Annotated in this window: 17 protein-coding genes; 10 read left to right on the forward strand and 7 right to left on the reverse strand. The window is 71.9% G+C overall.

What is annotated here, in order from left to right; translation table 11 throughout:
* Window positions 1–9: 9 nt before the first annotated feature.
* The 3 genes from OG736_RS31955 to OG736_RS31965 all read right to left on the reverse strand — a co-directional run bounded on the left by OG736_RS31955 (window position 10) and on the right by OG736_RS31965 (window position 3,409).
* Window positions 10–1,434, reverse strand: coding sequence for a hypothetical protein (locus tag OG736_RS31955; RefSeq protein WP_327185439.1), 1,425 nt, complete (start codon window positions 1,432–1,434; stop codon window positions 10–12).
* A 261-nt stretch (window positions 1,435–1,695) separates the two neighbouring features.
* The gene (locus tag OG736_RS31960) at window positions 1,696–2,919 is read right to left on the reverse strand and encodes a cation:proton antiporter (RefSeq protein WP_327185440.1); all 1,224 of its coding nucleotides are present in this window, start codon (window positions 2,917–2,919) and stop codon (window positions 1,696–1,698) included.
* Between the two features lie 4 nt (window positions 2,920–2,923).
* A complete protein-coding gene (locus OG736_RS31965; protein WP_327185441.1) occupies window positions 2,924–3,409 on the reverse strand; it encodes a cation:proton antiporter regulatory subunit in 486 nt (161 codons plus the stop codon).
* Window positions 3,410–3,752: 343 nt separating this feature from the next.
* On the opposite strand from OG736_RS31965, the gene OG736_RS31970 reads away from it, so the two are divergent.
* From OG736_RS31970 to OG736_RS31985, 4 genes are all read left to right on the forward strand, one after another.
* Entirely contained in the window at window positions 3,753–4,733 is a 981-nt protein-coding gene (locus OG736_RS31970; protein WP_327185442.1) for a sensor histidine kinase, read from the forward strand.
* Entirely contained in the window at window positions 4,733–5,431 is a 699-nt protein-coding gene (locus OG736_RS31975; RefSeq protein WP_327185443.1) for a response regulator, read from the forward strand. Before OG736_RS31970 ends, OG736_RS31975 begins: the two co-directional genes overlap by 1 nt.
* 88 nt (window positions 5,432–5,519) lie before the next feature.
* Entirely contained in the window at window positions 5,520–7,049 is a 1,530-nt protein-coding gene (gene miaB, locus OG736_RS31980) for a tRNA (N6-isopentenyl adenosine(37)-C2)-methylthiotransferase MiaB (protein WP_327185444.1), read from the forward strand.
* A gap of 61 nt (window positions 7,050–7,110) precedes the next feature.
* Window positions 7,111–7,827, forward strand: coding sequence for a class III extradiol dioxygenase subunit B-like domain-containing protein (locus OG736_RS31985; protein ID WP_327185445.1), 717 nt, complete (start codon window positions 7,111–7,113; stop codon window positions 7,825–7,827).
* 124 nt (window positions 7,828–7,951) lie between these two features.
* Here the strand turns inward: OG736_RS31985 and OG736_RS31990 are convergent, their stop codons facing one another.
* Window positions 7,952–8,221, reverse strand: coding sequence for an antitoxin (locus OG736_RS31990; RefSeq protein WP_327185446.1), 270 nt, complete (start codon window positions 8,219–8,221; stop codon window positions 7,952–7,954).
* A gap of 24 nt (window positions 8,222–8,245) precedes the next feature.
* Window positions 8,246–8,554: a hypothetical protein gene (locus OG736_RS31995; protein WP_327185447.1), complete on the reverse strand. Its 309-nt coding sequence runs from the start codon at window positions 8,552–8,554 to the stop codon at window positions 8,246–8,248.
* Window positions 8,555–8,735: 181 nt separating this feature from the next.
* On the opposite strand from OG736_RS31995, the gene miaA reads away from it, so the two are divergent.
* The 6 genes from miaA (at window position 8,736) to hflX (ending at window position 17,039) form a co-directional block, all read left to right on the forward strand.
* Window positions 8,736–9,674: a tRNA (adenosine(37)-N6)-dimethylallyltransferase MiaA gene (miaA, locus tag OG736_RS32000; protein WP_327185448.1), complete on the forward strand. Its 939-nt coding sequence runs from the start codon at window positions 8,736–8,738 to the stop codon at window positions 9,672–9,674.
* A gap of 108 nt (window positions 9,675–9,782) precedes the next feature.
* Window positions 9,783–10,292 carry a hypothetical protein gene (locus OG736_RS32005; RefSeq protein WP_327187760.1) on the forward strand — a complete coding sequence of 170 codons (510 nt, stop codon included), beginning with the start codon at window positions 9,783–9,785 and terminating at the stop codon, window positions 10,290–10,292.
* Between the two features lie 73 nt (window positions 10,293–10,365).
* Complete coding sequence (gene dapF / locus OG736_RS32010; protein ID WP_327185449.1) at window positions 10,366–11,235, forward strand: diaminopimelate epimerase; 870 nt, start codon at window positions 10,366–10,368, stop codon at window positions 11,233–11,235.
* 300 nt (window positions 11,236–11,535) lie between these two features.
* A complete protein-coding gene (locus tag OG736_RS32015; RefSeq protein WP_327185450.1) occupies window positions 11,536–13,722 on the forward strand; it encodes a RelA/SpoT family protein in 2,187 nt (728 codons plus the stop codon).
* A 176-nt stretch (window positions 13,723–13,898) separates the two neighbouring features.
* Window positions 13,899–15,410: a M1 family metallopeptidase gene (locus OG736_RS32020; protein ID WP_327185451.1), complete on the forward strand. Its 1,512-nt coding sequence runs from the start codon at window positions 13,899–13,901 to the stop codon at window positions 15,408–15,410.
* A gap of 135 nt (window positions 15,411–15,545) precedes the next feature.
* A complete protein-coding gene (gene hflX, locus OG736_RS32025; RefSeq protein ID WP_327185452.1) occupies window positions 15,546–17,039 on the forward strand; it encodes a GTPase HflX in 1,494 nt (497 codons plus the stop codon).
* A 75-nt stretch (window positions 17,040–17,114) separates the two neighbouring features.
* Here hflX and OG736_RS32030 read toward each other — a convergent pair whose 3' ends face one another.
* Both OG736_RS32030 and OG736_RS32035 read right to left on the reverse strand, forming a co-directional pair.
* Window positions 17,115–18,314, reverse strand: coding sequence for a trypsin-like serine peptidase (locus tag OG736_RS32030; protein ID WP_327185453.1), 1,200 nt, complete (start codon window positions 18,312–18,314; stop codon window positions 17,115–17,117).
* Between the two features lie 225 nt (window positions 18,315–18,539).
* Window positions 18,540–19,763, reverse strand: coding sequence for a trypsin-like serine peptidase (locus OG736_RS32035; RefSeq protein ID WP_327185454.1), 1,224 nt, complete (start codon window positions 19,761–19,763; stop codon window positions 18,540–18,542).
* Between the last annotated feature and the right edge of the window lie 467 nt (window positions 19,764–20,230).

Raw genomic sequence — 20,230 nt, forward strand, 5'->3', positions numbered from 1 at the left:
GTGGACCGGTCAGGAGGGTGACCCGCCGCCCGCCAGCTTCCACTCCCGGTGCAGCGCGCCCAGCGGGATGTCCCGCTGGAACACCGGCGTGCCGAAGATCGTCAGCTGGAGCCGCAGGGTGCCGCTCAGGTCGACACCGCCGTACACGGCCCAGGAACCGTCGGCGTCGAACACCGAGTCGGTGCCGGTGACCGTTCCGGTGCCCTCGCCGCGGACGTAGGGCGCCAGATCGGCGACGACGCCGACGCTGCCGTACAGGCCGACCGTGGCCTGGGCGCCGAGGGCCGCCTGGACGCTGCCGGCGGTGGTGACGGAGGTGCGCACCGGCGTGCTCTTCATGTCCGAGGAGCTGACGGGGGTCCAGCCCTGGCCGAGGCCGAAGGTGCCGCCCGCCTCGAAGTCGCCCTGGAGGCTCTGCTCGACGTCGACGGTGATCTTTCCGTCGCCGCTCACCTGGATGTAGCAGGTCAGGTCCAGGTTGACCACGACGGGCACGGGACCGACCTGGAGGACCGGATCGGCGTGCAGGGTGGCGAAGGGGATCCGCACCGGAGCGGCCGAGGCGCCCGCGCGGCCCTTGAGTGACCAGCCCGAGGTCCAGTCGCCGGACACTCCCAGGTACGCGGAGGCGGGCGCGGCGTCGGCGCCCTCGCCGCCGTAGCGGAAGTCGACCTGCGGGGCGACCTGCACGAAGCCGGCGACGGAGGCGGCCGCCGACGCGGACGTGTTCCCGACGGTCGGAAGGTCGGCCCGGACGTCGAGCCGCAGGCTGCCGAGCGGAACCGTCGCTCCCTGCGGGCCCACGTGCACGTCGGCCGTCTTCGACCAGGAGACGTCGACGTCGGGCAGCAGCTCGTCGATGTCGAACGCGGCCGGGGCGACCGGCACGCTGCCCTTGGCGGTGTCGTTCCCGAGCAGTGCGTTGAGCCGGGCCGGCGCGGTCTGCACCTCCGTGCCCTCGTCGGTCTCGCCGATCACCTTCGTGACTTCGGCGAGGAGCCCGTTCGGCGCGCCGGGCGCGGGGGCGCTGGCGATGACGTCGCCGACGGCGGTGCGGTGCGGTGCCGCCGACGCGCTCGGCGGGTTCGAGGGGGAAGAGGGGCCCGAGGACGAGGAGGAACTCGTGGCGGAGGGTGAGGGCGAGGGTGAGGACGCGGCGCCGGAGGAGATGACGGCACGTCGGGTCCTGCCGTCGTAGGAGCTGACGCTGAGTTTCGTCCGGTGGGCCCGTCCGTCGGAGTCACCGGGGCGCGCCGTGGCGGTCGCGGTGCTGCCCGTCGGCGCGGCGGCCACCGCCAGCGAGCGGTCGGCGGCGGAGGCGGCGGTCTCCGCGCCGGACTGACGGGAGGCCGCCGAGGAGGAGGGCCCGGCCTGTGAGGAGGGGGAGGAGCAGCCCGCGGCGAGGAGGAGGGCGGATGCGGCTAAGGCGGGCATGAGGGCACGGGAGTGCCTCGTGCGTCTGCGCAAGGTCGGTCCTGGAGGTGGGGGTGAGGGAAGGGGGACCGGCCGGGCAACTGCTTGCTACTGGCCGGTAACGAGCCATGAGCATGCCATGGCCGTCTCCTCGCCGCTCCGCGATCCGGACACGCTGTGGTGTGACGTGTGCCACGGGGGTGGGGTGGGCGCCAGGAGTGCGGTCCGGGCGCACCCCGTGCCCCCGTGGCGCACCTCAGTCGCGCACCTCAGTCGCACACCTCAGTCGCGCACCGCCGTCTGCGTCCTCGCCTCGGGAAGCCGCTCGGTGGGGCCGTGGTCGGGGGGCGTCCGGCGCCGCGCCCACCAAGCCGCCAGTGGCTCCGTGTAGCGGGCGGTCAGTGGGCCCAGCACGACCAGGATCAGGACGTACGCCGTGGCCAGCGGTCCGAGAGAAGGCTCGATCCCCGCGGTCACCGCCAGCCCCGCGATGACGATCGAGAACTCCCCGCGCGCCACCAGCGCGCCGCCCGCACGCCAGCGTCCCTTGACCGAGATCCCGGACCGCCGGGCGGCCCAGTAGCCGGTGGCGATCTTGGTCGCGGCGGTGACGACGGCCAGCGCGAGGGCGGGCAGCAGGACGGGAGGGATGCTCGCCGGGTCGGTGTGCAGCCCGAAGAAGACGAAGAAGACGGCGGCGAACAGGTCGCGCAGCGGGCTCAGCAGCGTGTGCGCGCCCTCGGCGACCTCTCCGGACAGGGCGATGCCCACCAGGAAGGCCCCCACGGCCGCCGACACCTGGAGCTGCTGCGCCACGCCGGCGACCAGGATGGTGAGCCCCAGTACGACGAGGAGCAGCTTCTCCGGGTCGTCGCTCGACACGAACCGGGAGATGACCCGGCCGTAACGCACCGCCGCGAACAGCACGAGCCCCGCGACGCCCAGCGCGATCGCCAGGGTGACGCTGCCGGCCGCCAGCCCGACCCCGGCCACCAGGGCGGTGACGATGGGCAGGTAGACCGCCATGGCCAGGTCCTCGAGGACCAGCACGCTGAGGATCACCGGGGTCTCCCGGTTGCCGACCCGGCCCAGGTCGCCCAGCACCTTGGCGATCACCCCGGACGAGGAGATCCAGGTGACGCCCGCCAGCACCACGGCCGCCACCGGCCCCCAGCCCAGCAGCAGCGCGGCGGCCGCGCCCGGCAGGGCGTTGAGGGCGCAGTCGACGAGACCGGCCGGATAGTGGGCCTTGAGGTTGGAGACCAGATCGCTGGCCGTGTACTCCAGGCCGAGCATCAGCAGCAACAGGATGACGCCGATCTCGGCACCGGTGGCGACGAACTCCTCGCTCGCACCGAGCGGCAGCAGCCCGCCCTCGCCGAAGGCCAGACCGGACAGCAGGTACAGCGGGATCGGCGAGAACCGGAAACGGGCGGCGAACCGGCCGAGCAGGCCGAGGCCGAGGATGATGGAACCGAACTCGATCAGCAGGACCGCGGAGTGCACTCGATCACTCCCGACCGAGTATGGCTGCGGCCGCGTCCACACCTTCGCGGGTGCCGATGACGATGAGGGTGTCGCCGCCCGCGAGACGGAAGTCCGGCGTCGGGGACGGGATCGCCTCGGCCCGCCGCAGCACCGCGACGATGGAGGTGCCGGTCTCCGTGCGCATCCGGGTGTCGCCCAGCAGCCGCCCGTTCCAGCGTGAGGTGGCCGTGACCTCGACGCGCTCGGCGACCAGCCCCAGGTCCGTCGTGTACAGCAGGCTCGCGCTGTGGTGGGACGGCATCAGCGCGTCGATCAGCGAGCCCGCCTCGGCACCGGTCAGCCGCAGGGAATGGGCGCAGGAGTCGGGGTCGTCCGCCTGGTAGAGACCGACCGTCCGCGTGCCGTCGCGGTGGGCCACCACGGACAGGTGGCGCTGCTCCCGCGTCACGAGGTCGTACTGGACTCCGATGCCTGGCAGCGGTGTCGTCCGGAGGCGTGGAGCAGACACGTTTCTTCCCCTTGCTGGTCGTTGCTGGTCGTTTCCTGTGACGTCTGGGACGAGTGCCCAAAACCGCCATGCTGCCATCCCCCCGTACGGTGACGACATGGGTGTCGTGACGGATGGACAGGGCCGACGGTGGGCGGAGAGGCTGGTCACGGCGGTGCCATGGAGAAGCAGAGGAGCCGCACGAGCCGAGGGAGACGGACGAGAGCAGTCGGACGCAAACGCAGGGCGAGACGGACGAGACCAGCCGGCGCAACACGACAAGCGGGACGCACACGACGAGCGAGTCGGACGAGACAGACGAGCAGAGCGAGCAGGGCGAGCAGGGCAAGGAGGAGCCGCGCACATGTCACTGTTCTGGCGGATCTTCGTACTCGACGCCGTCGGCCTGATCGTCGCGGCCGCGCTGCTGCTGGGCCCGGTCACCGTCTCCACGCCCATACTGCCGGGCGAGGTGCTCGTTGTGGTCGCGGGTCTGGCCGCGCTGCTGACCGTCAACGCGGTCGTGCTGCGCGTCGGACTGGCACCGCTGGGGCGGCTGGGACGCGCGATGGCCGACGCCGACCTGCTGCATCCCGGGGCCCGTGCCGTGGTCTCGGGACCGGTCGAGACGGCCGAGCTGATCACGACGTACAACGCCATGCTGGACCGGCTGGAGGCCGAGCGCGCCGCCAGCGCTGCCGGGGCGCTGTCCGCCCAGGAACGCGAGCGCCACCGCATCGCCCGTGAACTCCACGACGAGGTCGGCCAGACCCTGACCGCCGTGCTGCTCCAGCTCAAGCGTGTCGCCGACCGGGCCCCGCGGGACCTGCGCGAGGAACTGGGCCAGGCGCAGGAGGCCACCCGGGCCGGCCTCGACGAGATCCGCCGCATCGCCCGTCGGCTGCGCCCGGGCGTCCTCGACGAACTCGGACTGCTCAGCGCCCTGCGCTCGCTCTCGGGCGAGTTCACCACCCATGGACTGACGGTGCGCCACGACCTTCGCACCGGCCTGCCCCCGCTGACCGAGGAGACGGAACTCGTGCTCTACCGCGTGGCCCAGGAGGCCCTCACCAACACCGCCCGGCACTCCGGCGCCGACCGCGCCGAGCTGAGCCTGCGCCCGGTCACCGACGGCGTCGAGCTCCTCGTACAGGACAACGGGCGGGGGCTGGGCGCGGCGGCCGGGGAGGGCGCCGGGATCCGGGGGATGCGGGAGCGGGCGCTGTTGATCGGCGCGACGCTCACGGTGTCGTCGAGCGCCGAAGGCGGCGGGACGGACATACGGCTGCGGGCGGCCGCGAGGGCCGGCCGGGCGGACGCGGCGGCCCCGGCAGGAGGCCGCTGATGACGGACGGCACAGCACCGGCCGCACCCGGTTCGGCGCCCTCTCCGACCCGCGTCCTGCTCGCCGACGACCACACCCTCGTACGCCGGGGGGTACGGCTCATCCTGGACGGCGAGCCCGACCTGACGGTGGTCGCCGAGGCCGGGGACGGCGCCGAGGCGGTCGAGCGCGCCCGGGCCGGGGACATCGACCTGGCCGTCCTCGACGTGGCCATGCCCCGGATGACCGGGCTGCAGGCGGCCCGTGAACTCTCCCGCCGCCTTCCGGCCCTGCGCATCCTCATCCTGACCATGTACGACAACGAGCAGTACTTCTTCGAGGCGCTCAAGGCCGGAGCCGGCGGGTACGTCCTGAAGTCGGTCGCCGACCGGGACCTGGTCGAGGCGTGCCGGGCGGTGGTGCGGGACGAGCCGTTCATCTATCCGGGCGCCGAACGGGCCCTGGTCCGCTCGTACCTGGGCCGGCTGCACCGCGGCGACGGTGTCGACGGGCTGCCCGAGCGGCCCATCACCGAGCGCGAGGAGGAGATCCTCAAGCTCGTCGCGGAGGGCCACACCTCCAGGGAGATCGGCGCGCTGCTGTTCATCAGCGCCAAGACGGTGGAACGGCACCGCGCCAACCTTCTGCAAAAACTCGGCATGCGCGACCGCCTGGAACTCACCCGCTACGCGATCCGCGCGGGCCTCATCGACCCCTGACACCCTGACGCCCCGAGAGCCCGGCGGTGGAGGGCGCAGAGGAGGCCGGACGGGCGGGCGTTCTTCGGGGAGCGCCTACCCTTGAGCCATGACCAGCAGCAGCGACCGGAGCCTCGCAGTGGACGTTCACACACCCAAGAGCTACGAGATCCGCACCTATGGGTGCCAGATGAACGTCCATGACTCCGAGCGATTGTCCGGGCTGCTCGAAGAAGCCGGGTACGTGCGCGCCCCCGAGGGGTCCGACGGTGACGCGGACGTCGTCGTCTTCAACACCTGCGCGGTGCGCGAGAACGCCGACAACCGCCTCTACGGCAACCTCGGCCGGCTCGCGCCGAGGAAGGCGAGCCGGCCCGGGATGCAGATCGCGGTGGGCGGCTGTCTCGCCCAGAAGGACCGCGACACCATCGTGAAGAAGGCGCCCTGGGTGGACGTCGTCTTCGGCACGCACAACATCGGCAAGCTCCCGGTCCTGCTGGAACGCGCGCGCGTGCAGGAAGAGGCCCAGGTCGAGATCGCCGAGTCGCTCGAGGCCTTCCCGTCCACCCTGCCGACGCGGCGCGAGAGCGCGTACGCGGCATGGGTGTCGATCTCCGTCGGCTGCAACAACACCTGCACCTTCTGCATCGTCCCGGCCCTGCGGGGCAAGGAGAAGGACCGCCGCACCGGCGACATCCTCGCCGAGATCGAGGCGCTGGTCGGCGAGGGCGTCTCCGAGATCACCCTGCTCGGCCAGAACGTCAACGCCTACGGCTCCGACATCGGCGACCGCGAGGCCTTCAGCAAGCTGCTCCGCGCGTGCGGCGCGATCGAGGGCCTGGAGCGCGTCCGCTTCACCTCCCCGCACCCGCGCGACTTCACCGACGACGTCATCGCGGCCATGGCCGAGACGCCCAACGTGATGCCGCAGCTGCACATGCCCCTCCAGTCCGGTTCGGACACGGTCCTGAAGGCGATGCGCCGGTCGTACCGGCAGGAGCGCTACCTGGGGATCATCGAGAAGGTGCGGGCCGCCATCCCGCACGCGGCGATCACCACCGACATCATCGTGGGCTTCCCCGGCGAGACCGAGGAGGACTTCGAGCAGACCCTGCACGCGGTCCGCGAGGCCCGTTTCGCGCAGGCGTTCACCTTCCAGTACTCCAAGCGCCCCGGCACCCCGGCCGCGACCATGGAGAACCAGATCCCCAAGGAGGTCGTGCAGGCGCGCTACGAGCGTCTTGTCGCCCTTCAGGAGGAGATCTCCTGGGAGGAGAACAAGAAGCAGGTCGGCCGCACCCTGGAGCTGATGGTGGCCGAGGGCGAGGGCCGCAAGGACGGCGCCACCCACCGCCTCTCCGGCCGCGCCGCCGACAACCGCCTGGTCCACTTCACCAAGCCGGAGCAGGAGGTGCGCCCCGGTGACGTCGTGACCGTCGAGGTGACGTACGCCGCCCCGCACCACCTCCTGGCCGAGGGCCCCGTCCTCGAAGTGCGCCGCACGCGCGCGGGGGACGCCTGGGAGAAGCGCACCGCCGAGAAGGCGGCGAAGCCGGCCGGCGTTCTGCTCGGCCTGCCCAAGATCGGCGTGCCCGCGCCGCTGCCGGTGGCCACGGGCAGCGGCTGCGGCTGCGACTGACAGCCGACGCCACGCCTGGTCGGTGGCCCCGTGGGTCCGGTACGGGGCTACCCTGCCGATCATGCTTGTCGCCGCCGCAGTCTGTCCCTGTCCGCCCCTGTTGGTACCCGAGGTCGCCGCGGGTGCCGCTGCCGAGCTGGACACCGCGCGAGCCGCCTGCTCGGACGCGCTGGCCGTGTTGGCCGCAGCCCGGCCGGACCGGCTCGTGGTCGTCGGGCCGGCCGAGCAGTCCGGGCGTGGCCCGCACCCGGAGGGCGGCCGGGGTTCGTTCGCCGGCTTCGGGGTGGATCTCGTCGTACGGCTGGGCCGGGGCGGCGGGGACCCGCCGCCGGCACGCGAACTGCCGCCGTCCCTCGCCGTCGCCGCGTGGCTGCTCGACCGGGCGGGGTGGTCGGCCGCCCCCGTCGAGGGACTCGGCGTCGGAGAACCGCTCGCGGCCGACCGGTGCGTCGAAGTCGGCCGGGGCATCGGCGCGGCGGCGGATCGGGTCGCGCTGCTGGTCATGGGCGACGCCAGCGCGTGCCGGACGCTGAAGGCGCCGGGCTACCTCGACGAGCGTGCGGCACCGTTCGACGCCGAGGTCGCACGGGCGCTCGGCACGGCGGATCTCGCGGCCCTCAAGGCGCTGGACGCCGAGTTGGCGTACGAGCTGAAGGCCTCGGGCCGGGCGCCCTGGCAGGTGCTGGCGGGTGCGGCCGAGGACGCCGGGCTGGCGGGCGCGCTGCTCTACGAGGACGCGCCCTACGGGGTGGGATACGTGGTCGCGACCTGGTCGTAGGCGGCCTGACGGCGGGCGTCGTACGGCGCCCGCCGAGCGGCGCCGACCGGTGGAACGGCGGACGGCCGCGAGCGTTTCCGCCGTGCGGCCGTCCGCCGATCGATGGGCCGGCGTGAGGTGTTGCTCAGGGGGCCGGCGGGGGAGTGTTCGGCGGAGTGAAGGTGTCGCCGCCCCCGGCGGGTCCGTCCTTGTGCGCGAGCCGGTCCATGGCGCCCTTGGCCTTGCCGGTCCCCGACTGGATCCGGTCGCTGTACTTGCCCTTGGTCTTCTCGTCGACGACCTTCGCGGCCTTGTCGAGACCGTGCTGGACCTTGTCCCCGTGCTGTTGCGCGAGGCCGGAGACCTTGCCCTTGGCCGGGGAGAGTCTGGCCTTCAAATTGTCCAAAAGACCCATGGGGCACCTTCCTCGCGGGTTCCGCTACGCGCGGGCGCCTTCGCCCGCTTCGCTGTCGGCCGCCTTTTCGGCGGACTGCTGCCGGGGGATCTCGACCCCGTCGGTACCGGCGACGGCAACCGGTTCCGTCGTCTTTTCCGCCTCCGGCTCGGCGGCGGTACCGGCCTCCTCGGCCTCGGCCGAGGCCTGCGCCGACGTCGGCTCGCCCGTCTGCTGCTCCACCTCGACGCCGTCCACCGGAGTTCCGGTCGACGCGTCGGCGGCGCTCGCCGTCTCCGCCGGCGCCTCCTCCGTCGCCTTCGACCTCCGGAAAATTCGCGCCAATACGCCCATATCCACTCCATACGGTACTCGTGCGGGCGAAATCCCGCGTCGGCCGGTGCGTCCGTCTGCGTCACCGGGGTCACCGCCTCCGCGAAGGGCGACGGGAATCTCGCAACGGGCAACGACCTCGGAGCGACGTCGTCACGTAACTCGTTCGAGGGCGGTGGCCGGGGTTTGCGAGACTGGTGCCGTGAGCAGCGCACCCCCCGCCCCCCACGTCATCGCCGTCGTCGGACCGACCGCGGCCGGAAAGTCCGATCTGGGCGTTTTCCTGGCCCAGCGGCTCGGAGGCGAGGTCGTCAACGCCGACTCCATGCAGCTCTACCGAGGGATGGACATCGGTACCGCCAAGCTGACGCCCGAGGAGCGCGGCGGCGTCCCGCACCACCTCCTGGACGTCTGGGACGTGACGGAGACCGCCTCCGTCGCCGAGTACCAGCGGCTGGCCCGGGAAAGGATCGACTCCCTGCTCGCCGAGGGCCGTTGGCCGATCCTCGTCGGCGGCTCCGGGCTGTACGTCCGTGGCGCCGTCGACAACCTGGAGTTCCCCGGCACCGACCCCGAGGTCCGGGCCCGGCTGGAGGAGGAGCTCACCCTGCGCGGTTCAGGTGCGCTGCACGCCCGGCTGGCCGCCGCCGACCCCGAGGCCGCGCACGCCATCCTGCCCGGCAACGGCCGCCGTATCGTGCGGGCCCTCGAGGTGATCGAGATCACCGGCAAGCCCTTCACGGCCAACCTGCCCGGTCACGACTCGGTCTACGACACCGTCCAGATCGGGGTCGACGTGGCGCGCCCCGAACTCGACGAGCGCATCGCCCGCCGCGTCGACCGGATGTGGGACGCGGGGCTGGTGGACGAGGTCCGCGCGCTGGAGGCGCAGGGCCTGCGTGAGGGGCGCACGGCCTCGCGCGCGCTCGGCTACCAGCAGGTCCTCACGGCCCTGACCGGCGAGTGCACACAGGACGAGGCGCGCGCCGAGACGGTCCGTGCCACCAAGCGCTTCGCGCGCCGTCAGGATTCGTGGTTCAGGCGCGATCCGCGGGTGCACTGGTTGAGTGGGGCCGCGGCTGACCTCACAGAACTTCCGGAGCTCGCGCTGGCGTTGGTGGAACGACCGGTCACAGCCTGATCACGTCATGGCATCGGGACGCCCAGGCCGTCATCCGGGCGTCCGACGCCGTGCCATCATCGAGCTTCGATCGACCAAGTGGAGTCCGAGTTGGGAGGGCGCGTGGCGATGGAGGCCGGCCCTCGCGACACCGCAAAAGGCACCGAGCACCTCACCACCGAGCGTGGTGAACCGGAGCCCGAGGAAGGCGGTCTGAGCCCCGACGGGCCGGACGAGGACGACACCCGGGACGGCGTGAGCGACGACGGTCCCGAGCCCGAGGAGATGTTCGCGGGCGGACCCGAGGTCGAGGTCGAGCTGCGCCCGCAGCGCCGGCTCCGGATCTGGCAGCTCGCGCCCATCGTGGCGCTGGCCGCCGGCGGCTCCCTGATGTTCGCCTTCCCGCTGGCCTTCGACTTCGGTGACAGCGGCGCCATGATCGCCATGCTCGGGCTGCTGATCTGCTCCTGCGCGGCCGGCTGGGGCATGACGGCCGCGCGCCGCGTGGGTTACACGTGGCCCGGTCTGCCCCAGCGCGGCTCCGGGCGCCGTCCCGACTGGCGGGTCGTCCTCGCGTACGTCGTGATGGTCGCCGCGGTGGTGGCCCTGGCCGTCGGGCGGGTCGCCCGGCTGCGCTGAGCTCCACGCACGCGTGCTCACCGGCGCTGCCGCCCCGGGACGGGGTGTCCTGGCCACCCCGTACGATCGAGGAATGAGCACGCGGATCGCCTTCCTCAAGGGTCACGGGACCGAGAACGACTTCGTGATCGTCCCGGACGCCGAGAACGCCATCGACCTCCCCCCGGCCGCCGTCGCCGCCCTGTGCGACCGGCGCGCGGGCATCGGCGGTGACGGGCTGCTGCACGTCGTGCGGTCCGCCGCGCACCCCGAGGCGAAGGACATGGCGGCCGAGGCGGAGTGGTTCATGGACTACCGCAACGGCGACGGCTCCGTCGCGGAGATGTGCGGCAACGGCGTCCGGGTGTTCGCGCGCTACCTCCAGTACGCCGGGCTCGTCACCGAGGGCGACATCGCGGTCGCCACGCGCGGGGGCGTGAAGCGCGCGCACCTCGACAAGGAGGGTGACGTCACCGTCGGCATGGGCAGGGCCCGCCTTCCCGAAGGGGATGTCACGGTGAGCGTCGGCGAGCGCAGCTGGCCCGCGCGGAACGTGAACATGGGCAACCCGCACGCCGTCGCCTTCGTGGCGGACCTCGCGCACGCGGGCGAGCTGTCGGCCCCGCCGCCGTTCAGCCCCGCCTCGGCCTACCCGGACGGGGTCAACGTCGAGTTCGTCGTGGACCGCGGTCCGCAGCACGTCGCCCTGCGCGTGCACGAGCGCGGGGCGGGCGAGACCCGCTCGTGCGGCACGGGCGCGTGCGCCGTCGCCGTGGCGGCCGCGCGCCGGGACGGCGCCGACCCGACGGCCACCGGTGTGCCGGCGACGTACGTCGTGGACGTCCCCGGCGGACGTCTGGTGATCACCGAGCGGCCCGACGGCGAGATCGAGATGACCGGGCCCGCAGTGATCGTGGCCACAGGCGAGATCGATCCGGAGTGGCTGGAAACAGTCGCCCGCTGATTCCGCGAGAGCTTGGCATCGGAGGCGGGAGTGGCTTGACGGCCCGAAGGGCCGCTCCCGGAGGTCCGGTCGTGGGCTCGAATTCGCGATCGAGATCAGGCCGGGTGGCGCAAAACCGTAAACCCCCGAGCCGTCGCTCGAATGGGTGATCCGTTTCACGCTCGGCGAGAGGCGGTCAGTCGCGCGTGATGGGCTCGGTAGCATCAAGCACCGGCCCGGACGGGGGACCGTTCGCCAGTCCCCTGAGCCGTGTCCGCCCTGGGACACCCCGTCCGCCGGTCCACGCAGCCGGAGGTGCCCATGAGTGCGGAGGCCACGAATCCCGCGACCCCAGGCCCGGTAGTGCCTTCAGCGCCCCGCAGGCGCAGTCGCCCCCGGATCGACCTGCGTCGCCTAGGCAGGGCGGCGCTGCTCGGCCCGGCCTCCCGCGGCCGGCTGCCCGACGCGATCGGTCACGTGGTCGAGGCCCATCGCGCCCACCACCCCGACGCCGACCTGGAACCGCTGCACCGCGCCTATGTGCTCGCCGAGTCCTCGCACCGCGGCCAGATGCGCAAGAGCGGCGAGCCCTACATCACCCACCCGCTCGCCGTGACCCTGATCCTCGCCGAACTCGGCGCGGAGACCACGGCCCTGACGGCCTCGCTGCTCCACGACACCGTCGAGGACACGGATGTGACGCTCGATCAGGTCGGCGAGGAGTTCGGCGCCGAGGTGCGCTATCTCGTCGACGGCGTCACGAAGTTGGAGAAGGTCGACTACGGCGCGGCCGCCGAACCCGAGACCTTCCGCAAGATGCTCGTCGCCACCGGCAACGACGTCCGTGTGATGTCGATCAAACTCGCCGACCGGCTGCACAACATGCGCACCCTGGGCGTGATGCGCCCCGAGAAGCAGGAACGCATCGCCAAGGTCACCCGCGACGTCCTCATCCCGCTCGCGGAACGCCTCGGTGTCCAGGCACTCAAGACCGAGCTGGAAGACCTCGTCTTCGCGATCCTGCATCCCGAGGAGTACCGGCACACCCGCGAACTGATCGTCGACAACGCCTCCCGCGCGGACGACCCCCTCGCGGAGTTCGCCGAGGCGATGCGCACGGTTCTGCGCGACGCCGACATCCAGGCCGAAGTCCTCATCCGGCCACGGCACTTCGTCTCCGTGCACCGCGCGTCCCGCAAGCGCGGCCGGATGCGGGGCGCCGACTTCGGCCGGCTGCTGGTGCTGGTGAACGAGGACGCCGACTGTTACGCCGTCCTGGGTGAACTGCACACCTGTATGACGCCGGTCGTCTCGGAGTTCAAGGACTTCATCGCGGTTCCCAAGTTCAACCTGTACCAGTCGCTGCACACCGCCGTCGCCCGCGAGGACGGCCAGGTCGCCGAGGTCCTCATCCGCACCCACCAGATGCACAAGGTCGCCGAGGCCGGCGTCATCGCCCTCGGCAATCCCTACACGACTCCCGCGGAGGAGCAGGCCCGGGGGAGGGTCCCGGCCGACGAGGAACGCGTCGACCCGACCCGGCCCGGCTGGCTCTCCCGCCTCCTGGACTGGCAGGAGGCCGCGCCCGATCCCGACACCTTCTGGTCCACCCTGCGCGAGGACCTCGCCCAGGACCGCGAGATCACCGTCTTCCGCCCCGACGGCGGCAGGCTCGGCCTGCCCGACGGCGCCACCTGCGTCGACGCCGCGTACGCGCAGTACGGCGAGGACGCCCACGCCTGCATCGGCGCCCGGGTGAACGGCCGTCTGGCAACCCTCAGCACCGTTCTGCGGGACGGCGACACCGTCCAGCTCCTCATGGGCCAGGACCCCGCCTCGGAACCCTCCAGGGAGTGGCTGGAGCACGCCCACACCCCCGCCGCGCGCATCGCCATCCAACGGTGGCTGGCGACGCACCCCGCCCCGGCCGAGCACGAGGGCGCGGAGCCGGCGGAGGACGCCGGGGCTGCGAAGGCCGCCGAGGCGACCGCCCGGCCCGCGGCCGACACGGTCACGGCGGGTGCTCCCGCCTCGCGACCCGGCGCCGCGATCACCGTGGTCGACCGGCCCGGCGCGAGCGTCCGGCTCGCCGGGTGCTGCACGCCCGTGCCCTTCGACGAGGTCACCGGCTTCGCGGTGCGCGGGGGCGTGGTGACCGTGCACCGCGCCGAGTGTTCCGCCGTGGCGCGCATGGCGAACGCAGGGCGCGAAGAGGTCGACGTGCGCTGGGGCGACACCAGCGGCTGCCGGGTCACCCTGGTCGCCGAATCGTTCGGCCGCCCCCACCTGCTCGCCGATCTCACCGAGGCCATGGCACTGGAGGGCGCCGAGATCGTCTCCGCGACCGTCGAGCCCCCGAGCCAGCAGCGAGTGCGCCACACCTACACCGTGCAACTCCCGGACGCCGGCCACCTGCCCACCCTCCTGCGCGCCATGCGGAACGTGCCCGGCGTCTACGACGTGGGCCGTGCGCAGCATCACGCTCCCGCCTCCCCGGAACCGGCGTAGGCCCTGCCCGCGCGCGTGAGGTGGAAGGCCGCGCCGGTGTCCACGCGCGCGTGGAGGGTCGGCGCGGCGCGCGGTCGTCCTCCCGAGCGTCAAGCACGTGCGCGTGCGCAACCCGTTCGAGTGGGCCGGGCGCGCGTCGCCGACGCCATGGACGCGCGCGCTGGTAGCGGTGGTGCATGCTGCTCACCCCTCGCGCCCGGCTGAAATCCGCACTCCTCGCCTCGGCCGTTTCCGTCTGCCTCGTCGCCGCGAGCGCCCCGGAGGTCCCGCTCGGCGTCGGCGACCGTCTCTTCCCGTACCTGGGCAACCCCGGGTACGACGTCGCCTCGTACGACCTGGCCTTCACCTACCCCGGCACCAACACCAAGCCCCTCCAGGCGGTCACCACCATCGACGCGTGGACCACCACCGCCCTGGACCGGATCAACCTCGACTTCGCCCAGGGCAAGGTCGAATCGGTCGAGGTCGACGGCGCACCCGCCACGTTCAGCAGCGCCGGCGACGACCTGGTGGTCACCCCGGAGGACTCGCTGCCGGCCGGCAGCTGGATGCGGATCACCGTGCGGCACACCAGCGATCCCGTGAGCACCGGCGGCCGGGACGGCGGCTGGGTACGGACCGCGGACGGCCTCGCCATGGCCAACCAGGCGGACGCCGCGCACCTGGTCTTCCCGTGCAACGACCACCCCTCCGACAAGGCGATGTTCACCGTCCGGATCACCGCTCCGAACGGCTACACGGCCGTCGCGGGCGGGCTGCCGACCGGGGTCGAGCGGACCGGCGAGGCCACCACCTGGACCTATCGCACCCAGCACCCCATGGCCACCGAGCTCGCCCAGGTGTCCATCGGCCGCTCCACGGTCGTGCACCGCGAGGGGCCGCACGCGCTGCCCGTACGGGACGTCGTGCCCACGAAGGACCGCGAACTCCTCGAACCGTGGCTGAAGAAGACCCCCGACCAGATCGCCTGGATGGAGGGCAAGGTCGGCCCCTACCCCTTCGAGACCTACGGTCTGCTCATGGCGGAGGCCTCCACCGGGTTCGAGCTCGAGACACAGACCCTCTCCCTCTTCGAGAGAGACCTCTTCACAGAGCCCGGCTACCCCAAGTGGTACATCGAGTCGATCATGGTGCACGAGCTGTCCCACCAGTGGTTCGGCGACAGCGTCAGCCCGCGCACCTGGTCCGACCTGTGGCTGAACGAGGGACACGCCACCTGGTACGAGGCGCTGTACGCCGAGGAGAAGGCGGGGCGCACCCTGGAGGCGCGGATGAAGGCGGCGTACGGCGTCTCCGACCGCTGGCGCACCACGGGCGGCCCGCCGGCGCAGCCCAAGGCCCCCAACCCCGGCCAGAAGATCAGTATCTTCCGGCCCAACGTCTACGACGGCGCGGCCCTCGTCCTCTACGCCCTGCGCCAGGAGATCGGCCGCACCGCCTTCGAGCACCTGGAGCGGGCGTGGGTCCACAACCACCGGGACTCCACGGCGACCACGGCCGACTTCGTGCGCCTCGCCCAGGAGATCTCCGGACGCGATCTGGCCGGGTTCTTCAAGGACTGGCTGTACGGCGAGAAGACCCCGCCGATGCCCGGCCACCCGGACTGGAAGCCGGCGGCATCGCTCGCCAAGAGTGATCCGAAGGCCGTACCGAAGGTCGCCCCGCCGGCGACGCGGACCGCGAAATAAGGCCGTGACGAGACGGGCCGTACCGTGCGACCATCGTGAGGTCGGTGCAGCGCGGGACACGGGAATCTCCCGGTGCCCTCGCGCGTTGTCCACCATGAAGGCAGCCGTACCGGCATCCAACGACGTAAGGACCCAATGACCTCCTCTTCTTCCCCTTCCCAGGACACCCAGCGCGTGCCGAACGCCTACCCCGAAGGTCTCCGGGCCGATGCCCTGATGGAAGAGGACGTCGCCTGGAGCCACGAGATCGACGGAGACCGGGACGGCGATCAGTTCGACCGCTCCGAGCGCGCGGCCCTGCGCCGCGTGGCAGGTCTCTCCACCGAACTCGAGGACGTCACCGAGGTCGAGTACCGCCAGCTCCGCCTGGAGCGGGTCGTGCTCGTCGGTGTGTGGACCACGGGAACCGCGCAGGACGCGGACAACTCCCTCGCGGAGCTGGCCGCCCTCGCGGAGACGGCGGGCGCGCTGGTGCTCGACGGCGTCATCCAGCGCCGTGACAAGCCCGACGCGGCCACCTACATCGGCTCCGGCAAGGCCCAGGAGCTGCGCGACATCGTGCTCGAGACGGGCGCGGACACCGTGATCTGCGACGGTGAGCTCAGCCCGGGCCAGCTGATCCACCTCGAGGACGTCGTCAAGGTCAAGGTCATCGACCGTACGGCCCTGATCCTGGACATCTTCGCCCAGCACGCCAAGTCCCGAGAGGGCAAGGCGCAGGTCGCGCTCGCGCAGATGCAGTACATGCTGCCGAGGCTGCGCGGCTGGGGTCAGTCGCTGTCCCGTCAGATGGGCGGCGGCAAGGGCGGCGGCCTCGCCACCCGTGGCCCCGGTGAGACCAAGATCGAGACGGACCGGCGCCGGATCCGCGAGAAGATGGCGAAGATGCGCCGTGAGATCGCGGACATGAAGACCGGCCGCGAGATCAAGCGACAGGAGCGCAAGCGCCACAAGGTGCCGTCCGTCGCCATCGCGGGCTACACCAACGCCGGCAAGTCGTCGCTGCTCAACCGCCTCACGGGCGCGGGCGTCCTGGTCGAGAACGCCCTGTTCGCGACCCTGGACCCGACCGTGCGCCGGGCGGAGACGCCGAGCGGCCGCCTGTACACGCTGGCGGACACGGTCGGCTTCGTCCGGCACCTGCCGCACCACCTGGTCGAGGCGTTCCGCTCCACCATGGAAGAGGTCGGCGAGTCCGACCTGATCCTGCACGTGGTGGATGGCTCGCATCCGAACCCGGAGGAGCAGCTGGCCGCCGTACGCGAGGTGGTCCGGGACGTCGGCGCCACCGGCGTGCCCGAGATCGTCGTGATCAACAAGGCGGACGCGGCCGACCCGCTGACGCTCCAGCGGCTCATGCGGATCGAGAAGCGCTCCATCGCGGTCTCGGCCCGCACCGGCCAGGGCATCGACGAGCTGCTCGCACTGATCGACAACGAGCTGCCGCGGCCTTCGGTCGAGGTGGAGGCGCTCGTGCCGTACACCCACGGGGGCCTGGTCGCCCGCGCCCACACCGAGGGCGAGGTGATCTCCGCGGAGCACACGGCGGAGGGCACCCTGCTGAAGGTGCGGGTGCACGAGGAGCTGGCGGCGGACCTCGCGCCGTACGTACCGGCTCCGCTCGGCTGAGCCGTCGCGGCCCGCACCACGCCCGAAGGCCCGCCCCCTGCGTCGAGCAGGGAGCGGGCCTTCGGTGTGCCCGGCTCACCGACCGCCGTACGTCCTGCTCATGTTCTGGTAGAGCGCCTCGGCCTCCTGGCCGAGCTGAGGCCCGGCCAGCCAGCTGTTGTCGGCCGGGCCGATCGAGGTGTTGGAGACCAGCTCGGTCCTGCCGCCCACCACCCGGAACCAGCCGCCGCCGGACGACCCGCCGGTCATCGTGCAGCCGATGCGGTACATCGTCGGCAGCGACGGGTCGAGTGAGAACCGCCCCGGCCGGTCGAGGCACTTGAACATCTTCAGCCCGTTGTAGGGCGGTGCCGCCGGATAGCCCCAGGCGCCCATCGCGGTGACCTCGGTCGCGGACGGCGCGGAGAAGTCCACGTCCAGCGCTCCGCCGACCGTCTCCTCCAGCGACTTGGAGCCCTGCTCCGGCGTCACGTGCAGCACGGCGTAGTCGTACGCGGCTCCCGCGCCGCCCGTGTCCGAGCCGCCGGCGATCCACTCGTTCGACGTCGACGCCCAGTCGGCCCACCAGTTGCCGTAGGGGGCGATCTCCGACGCGGTGGCGTCGCCGAGCTGGGCCTCCGTCCGGCCGAGGTCGTTGTAGGCCGGGACGAAGACGAGGTTGCGGTACCAGCCGCCGTCGCCCCCGGCGTGCACACAGTGCCCGGCCGTCCACACGAGGTTGGACCTGCCCGGGTGGTTCACGTCCTTGACGACCGTGCCGGAGCAGACCATCGTGCCCTCCGGCGAGTCGAAGAAGACCTTGCCGACCGGGGCCGCGTTCTCGTGGTACGGCGTCTTCTCGGCCTCCGCCTTGACGGCCGTCGGGTCCGGGTCGCTGACGCCCTGGTCGGCGGCGGCGTCCTTGGTGGTGACGGTCTTGTCCGCCTCCTTCGCGGACTGCATCCGCTCGGGCTTCCACAGTCCCTCGATCACCGGATTGACGAAGTCCTTGGCCGCGCTGAGCCACTTGTCCTTGTCCCAGTCCTGCCAGCCGCCGTCGGCCCACTTGTCGACGTCGACGCCGTGCTTCTCGAGCTTGTCGGCGATGTCGGCCGGGACCTGGGCCTTGCCGTCACCGGAGCCGGTGGCCGTCCCGGAGGCGGTGGCGTCGGCCCTGGTGTCGTCGGAGCCGCTGCACGCGGTCGCCGACAGAGCCAGGGCGGTGACGAGTCCGGCCGCGAGCAGGGTGCGCCGTCGCCCGTGTGGGCGCGCGACGGGCGTACGTGCGAAACGCATGGTGCGATGTCCCCCGTTGAAGCGTATGAACGTGAAGCGTGTGAAGGTGAAGCGGGCGGATCGTTGAACGTCCGAGCCGACCTGGAGTGTCATGAGCCTGACAGGCATGGTGTCGGGTCGACGCCGCGCTCGCTCACAGGCAACACCCCATCATGCCCGTGGAATTCGGGACGAACGGCGGTGGGACGGTGAAGGTTCCCGTCAGGCGTCCCACCGCCGATCAAGCTACTGACCGGCGAACTTGTCGCTCACCGAGTCGTACACACCCTTGGCCACGTCACCCAGCCGCGGTCCCGCGAGCCACCCCGCGTTCACCGGGCCGATCGAGGTGTTGGACACCAGCGCGGGCTTCCCGTCCGCCCCCGCCGCGACCCAGCCGCCGCCCGACGACCCGCCGGTCATGGTGCAGCCGATGCGGTACATCGTCGGGTCCGAGGAACTCAGCGAGAACCGTCCCGGCTTGTCCTGGCACTGGTAGAGCTTCTGCCCGTCGTACGGTGCCGCGGCCGGGTAGCCGGTCGCGGTGATGCTGCTCACCTTCGGCACCGCCGGGGCGTTGAAGTTCACCGGGAGGGCCGAACCGACCGTCTCCTCGAGGGACTTGCCCGTACCGCCCTCCTCCGGCGTCACATGGATGACGGCGTAGTCGTACGAGGCACCGTCACCGCCGGTCTCCCCGCCCTGCGCGATCCACTGGTCGGACGTCTTCGTCCAGTCGCCCCACCAGACCCCGTAGGGGGCCACCTGCTCCTTGGTGGCCGTCTCCAACTGCCCGGCCGACATGCCCGAGTCGTTGTACGACGGCACGAACGCGATGTTGCGGTACCAGCCGCCGCCCTTGCCGGCGTGCACACAGTGGCCGGCCGTCCAGACCAGGTTGGACTTTCCGGGGTGAGCGGGGTCCTTCACGACCGTCGCCGAGCAGACCATCGTGCCCTCGGGGGAGTCGAAGAGCACCTTGCCCGCCTCGGCGGCGTTCTCGTGGTACGAGGGCGAAACGGCCTTCGCGTCCACCTCCTGCGGCGTCGGGTCGGTCACGCCCTGGTCGCCGGAGAGGTCGTTCTCGTCGACGCTCCGGTCCGGGTCCTCGGCCTCCCGCATCCGGTCCGGGTCCCACAGCCCCTCGATGATCGGGTTGACGTAGTCCTGCGCCTCACGCAGCCAGTCGTCCTTGTCCCAGTTCTTCCAGGCGCCGTTCTTCCACTTGTCGAGGTCGATCCCGTGCTCTTTGAGCCTGTCCTTGATGTCGTCCGGGATCGTGATCTTGCCGTCGCTGCCGGTCGACGCCGTCGCGCCGGCCTGGTTGTCCGCGTCGGTGTCGCCCGAATCACAGGCGGTCGCGGTGAGCGCGAGCACCGAGGCGAGGGCCACGGCGCCCAGTACGGGGGAGGTTCTGCGGCGCGCGTTCCTCCCCCGCCGAGCGGTGAACGACGGCCGTATGGATCGCATGATCTGACTCCCCCTGCTGTCAACGAACTTGAAGTACCGGCCGCCCCGCCGAGCGGAACTCATGGTGATCTCACACCGAGTTCAAGCGGGTCTCACGGCCATGTGTGATGCCACCACACGATATGCGGTCGCCGCGAGGGACTCCCGACCGAATGGCAACTGTTCCGCCACAGACCGCAGACGGAACCGGCCAGGAGCGGGACCGCGGTGGGCGACGCGGGGCGAGCCCCGGCGCCGACGTGGGCACGGTCATTCTCGTAACGACCCGTAACCAGCACGGCCGTCCGGTGTTGGTAGCGATGAGGGCTGCTGTGTGTGCTCGCCCTTCGACGGGCGGGAGGACAGGGGAGGCGTGGCCGTGACCGAGCCAGTACCCGAGGAGGTCCCCCCGGGGCATGCCACCGGAACTCGCCCCGACGCAGCCTCGGACGCCGGATCGCCCGTCGCCGGATCCTCCGTCGCGGGAG

It is taken from the genome of Streptomyces sp. NBC_01334 (assembly GCF_035983595.1).
GTDB lineage: Bacteria > Actinomycetota > Actinomycetes > Streptomycetales > Streptomycetaceae > Streptomyces > Streptomyces coriariae.

Excerpts from the sequence above, each read along its gene's own strand:
- dapF (WP_327185449.1), top strand. The coding sequence starts at position 10,366 with ATGAGCACGCGGATCGCCTTCCTCAAGGGTCACGGGACCGAGAACGAC.
- OG736_RS31955 (WP_327185439.1), bottom strand. The coding sequence starts at position 1,434 with ATGCCCGCCTTAGCCGCATCCGCCCTCCTCCTCGCCGCGGGCTGCTCC.
- OG736_RS31975 (WP_327185443.1), top strand. The coding sequence starts at position 4,733 with ATGACGGACGGCACAGCACCGGCCGCACCCGGTTCGGCGCCCTCTCCG.
- miaB (WP_327185444.1), top strand. The coding sequence starts at position 5,520 with ATGACCAGCAGCAGCGACCGGAGCCTCGCAGTGGACGTTCACACACCC.
- hflX (WP_327185452.1), top strand. The coding sequence starts at position 15,546 with ATGACCTCCTCTTCTTCCCCTTCCCAGGACACCCAGCGCGTGCCGAAC.
- OG736_RS31985 (WP_327185445.1), top strand. The coding sequence starts at position 7,111 with ATGCTTGTCGCCGCCGCAGTCTGTCCCTGTCCGCCCCTGTTGGTACCC.
- OG736_RS31995 (WP_327185447.1), bottom strand. The coding sequence starts at position 8,554 with ATGGGCGTATTGGCGCGAATTTTCCGGAGGTCGAAGGCGACGGAGGAG.
- OG736_RS32005 (WP_327187760.1), top strand. The coding sequence starts at position 9,783 with ATGGAGGCCGGCCCTCGCGACACCGCAAAAGGCACCGAGCACCTCACC.
- OG736_RS31990 (WP_327185446.1), bottom strand. The coding sequence starts at position 8,221 with ATGGGTCTTTTGGACAATTTGAAGGCCAGACTCTCCCCGGCCAAGGGC.
- OG736_RS32030 (WP_327185453.1), bottom strand. The coding sequence starts at position 18,314 with ATGCGTTTCGCACGTACGCCCGTCGCGCGCCCACACGGGCGACGGCGC.
- OG736_RS31970 (WP_327185442.1), top strand. The coding sequence starts at position 3,753 with ATGTCACTGTTCTGGCGGATCTTCGTACTCGACGCCGTCGGCCTGATC.
- OG736_RS32035 (WP_327185454.1), bottom strand. The coding sequence starts at position 19,763 with ATGCGATCCATACGGCCGTCGTTCACCGCTCGGCGGGGGAGGAACGCG.
- OG736_RS32015 (WP_327185450.1), top strand. The coding sequence starts at position 11,536 with ATGAGTGCGGAGGCCACGAATCCCGCGACCCCAGGCCCGGTAGTGCCT.
- OG736_RS32020 (WP_327185451.1), top strand. The coding sequence starts at position 13,899 with ATGCTGCTCACCCCTCGCGCCCGGCTGAAATCCGCACTCCTCGCCTCG.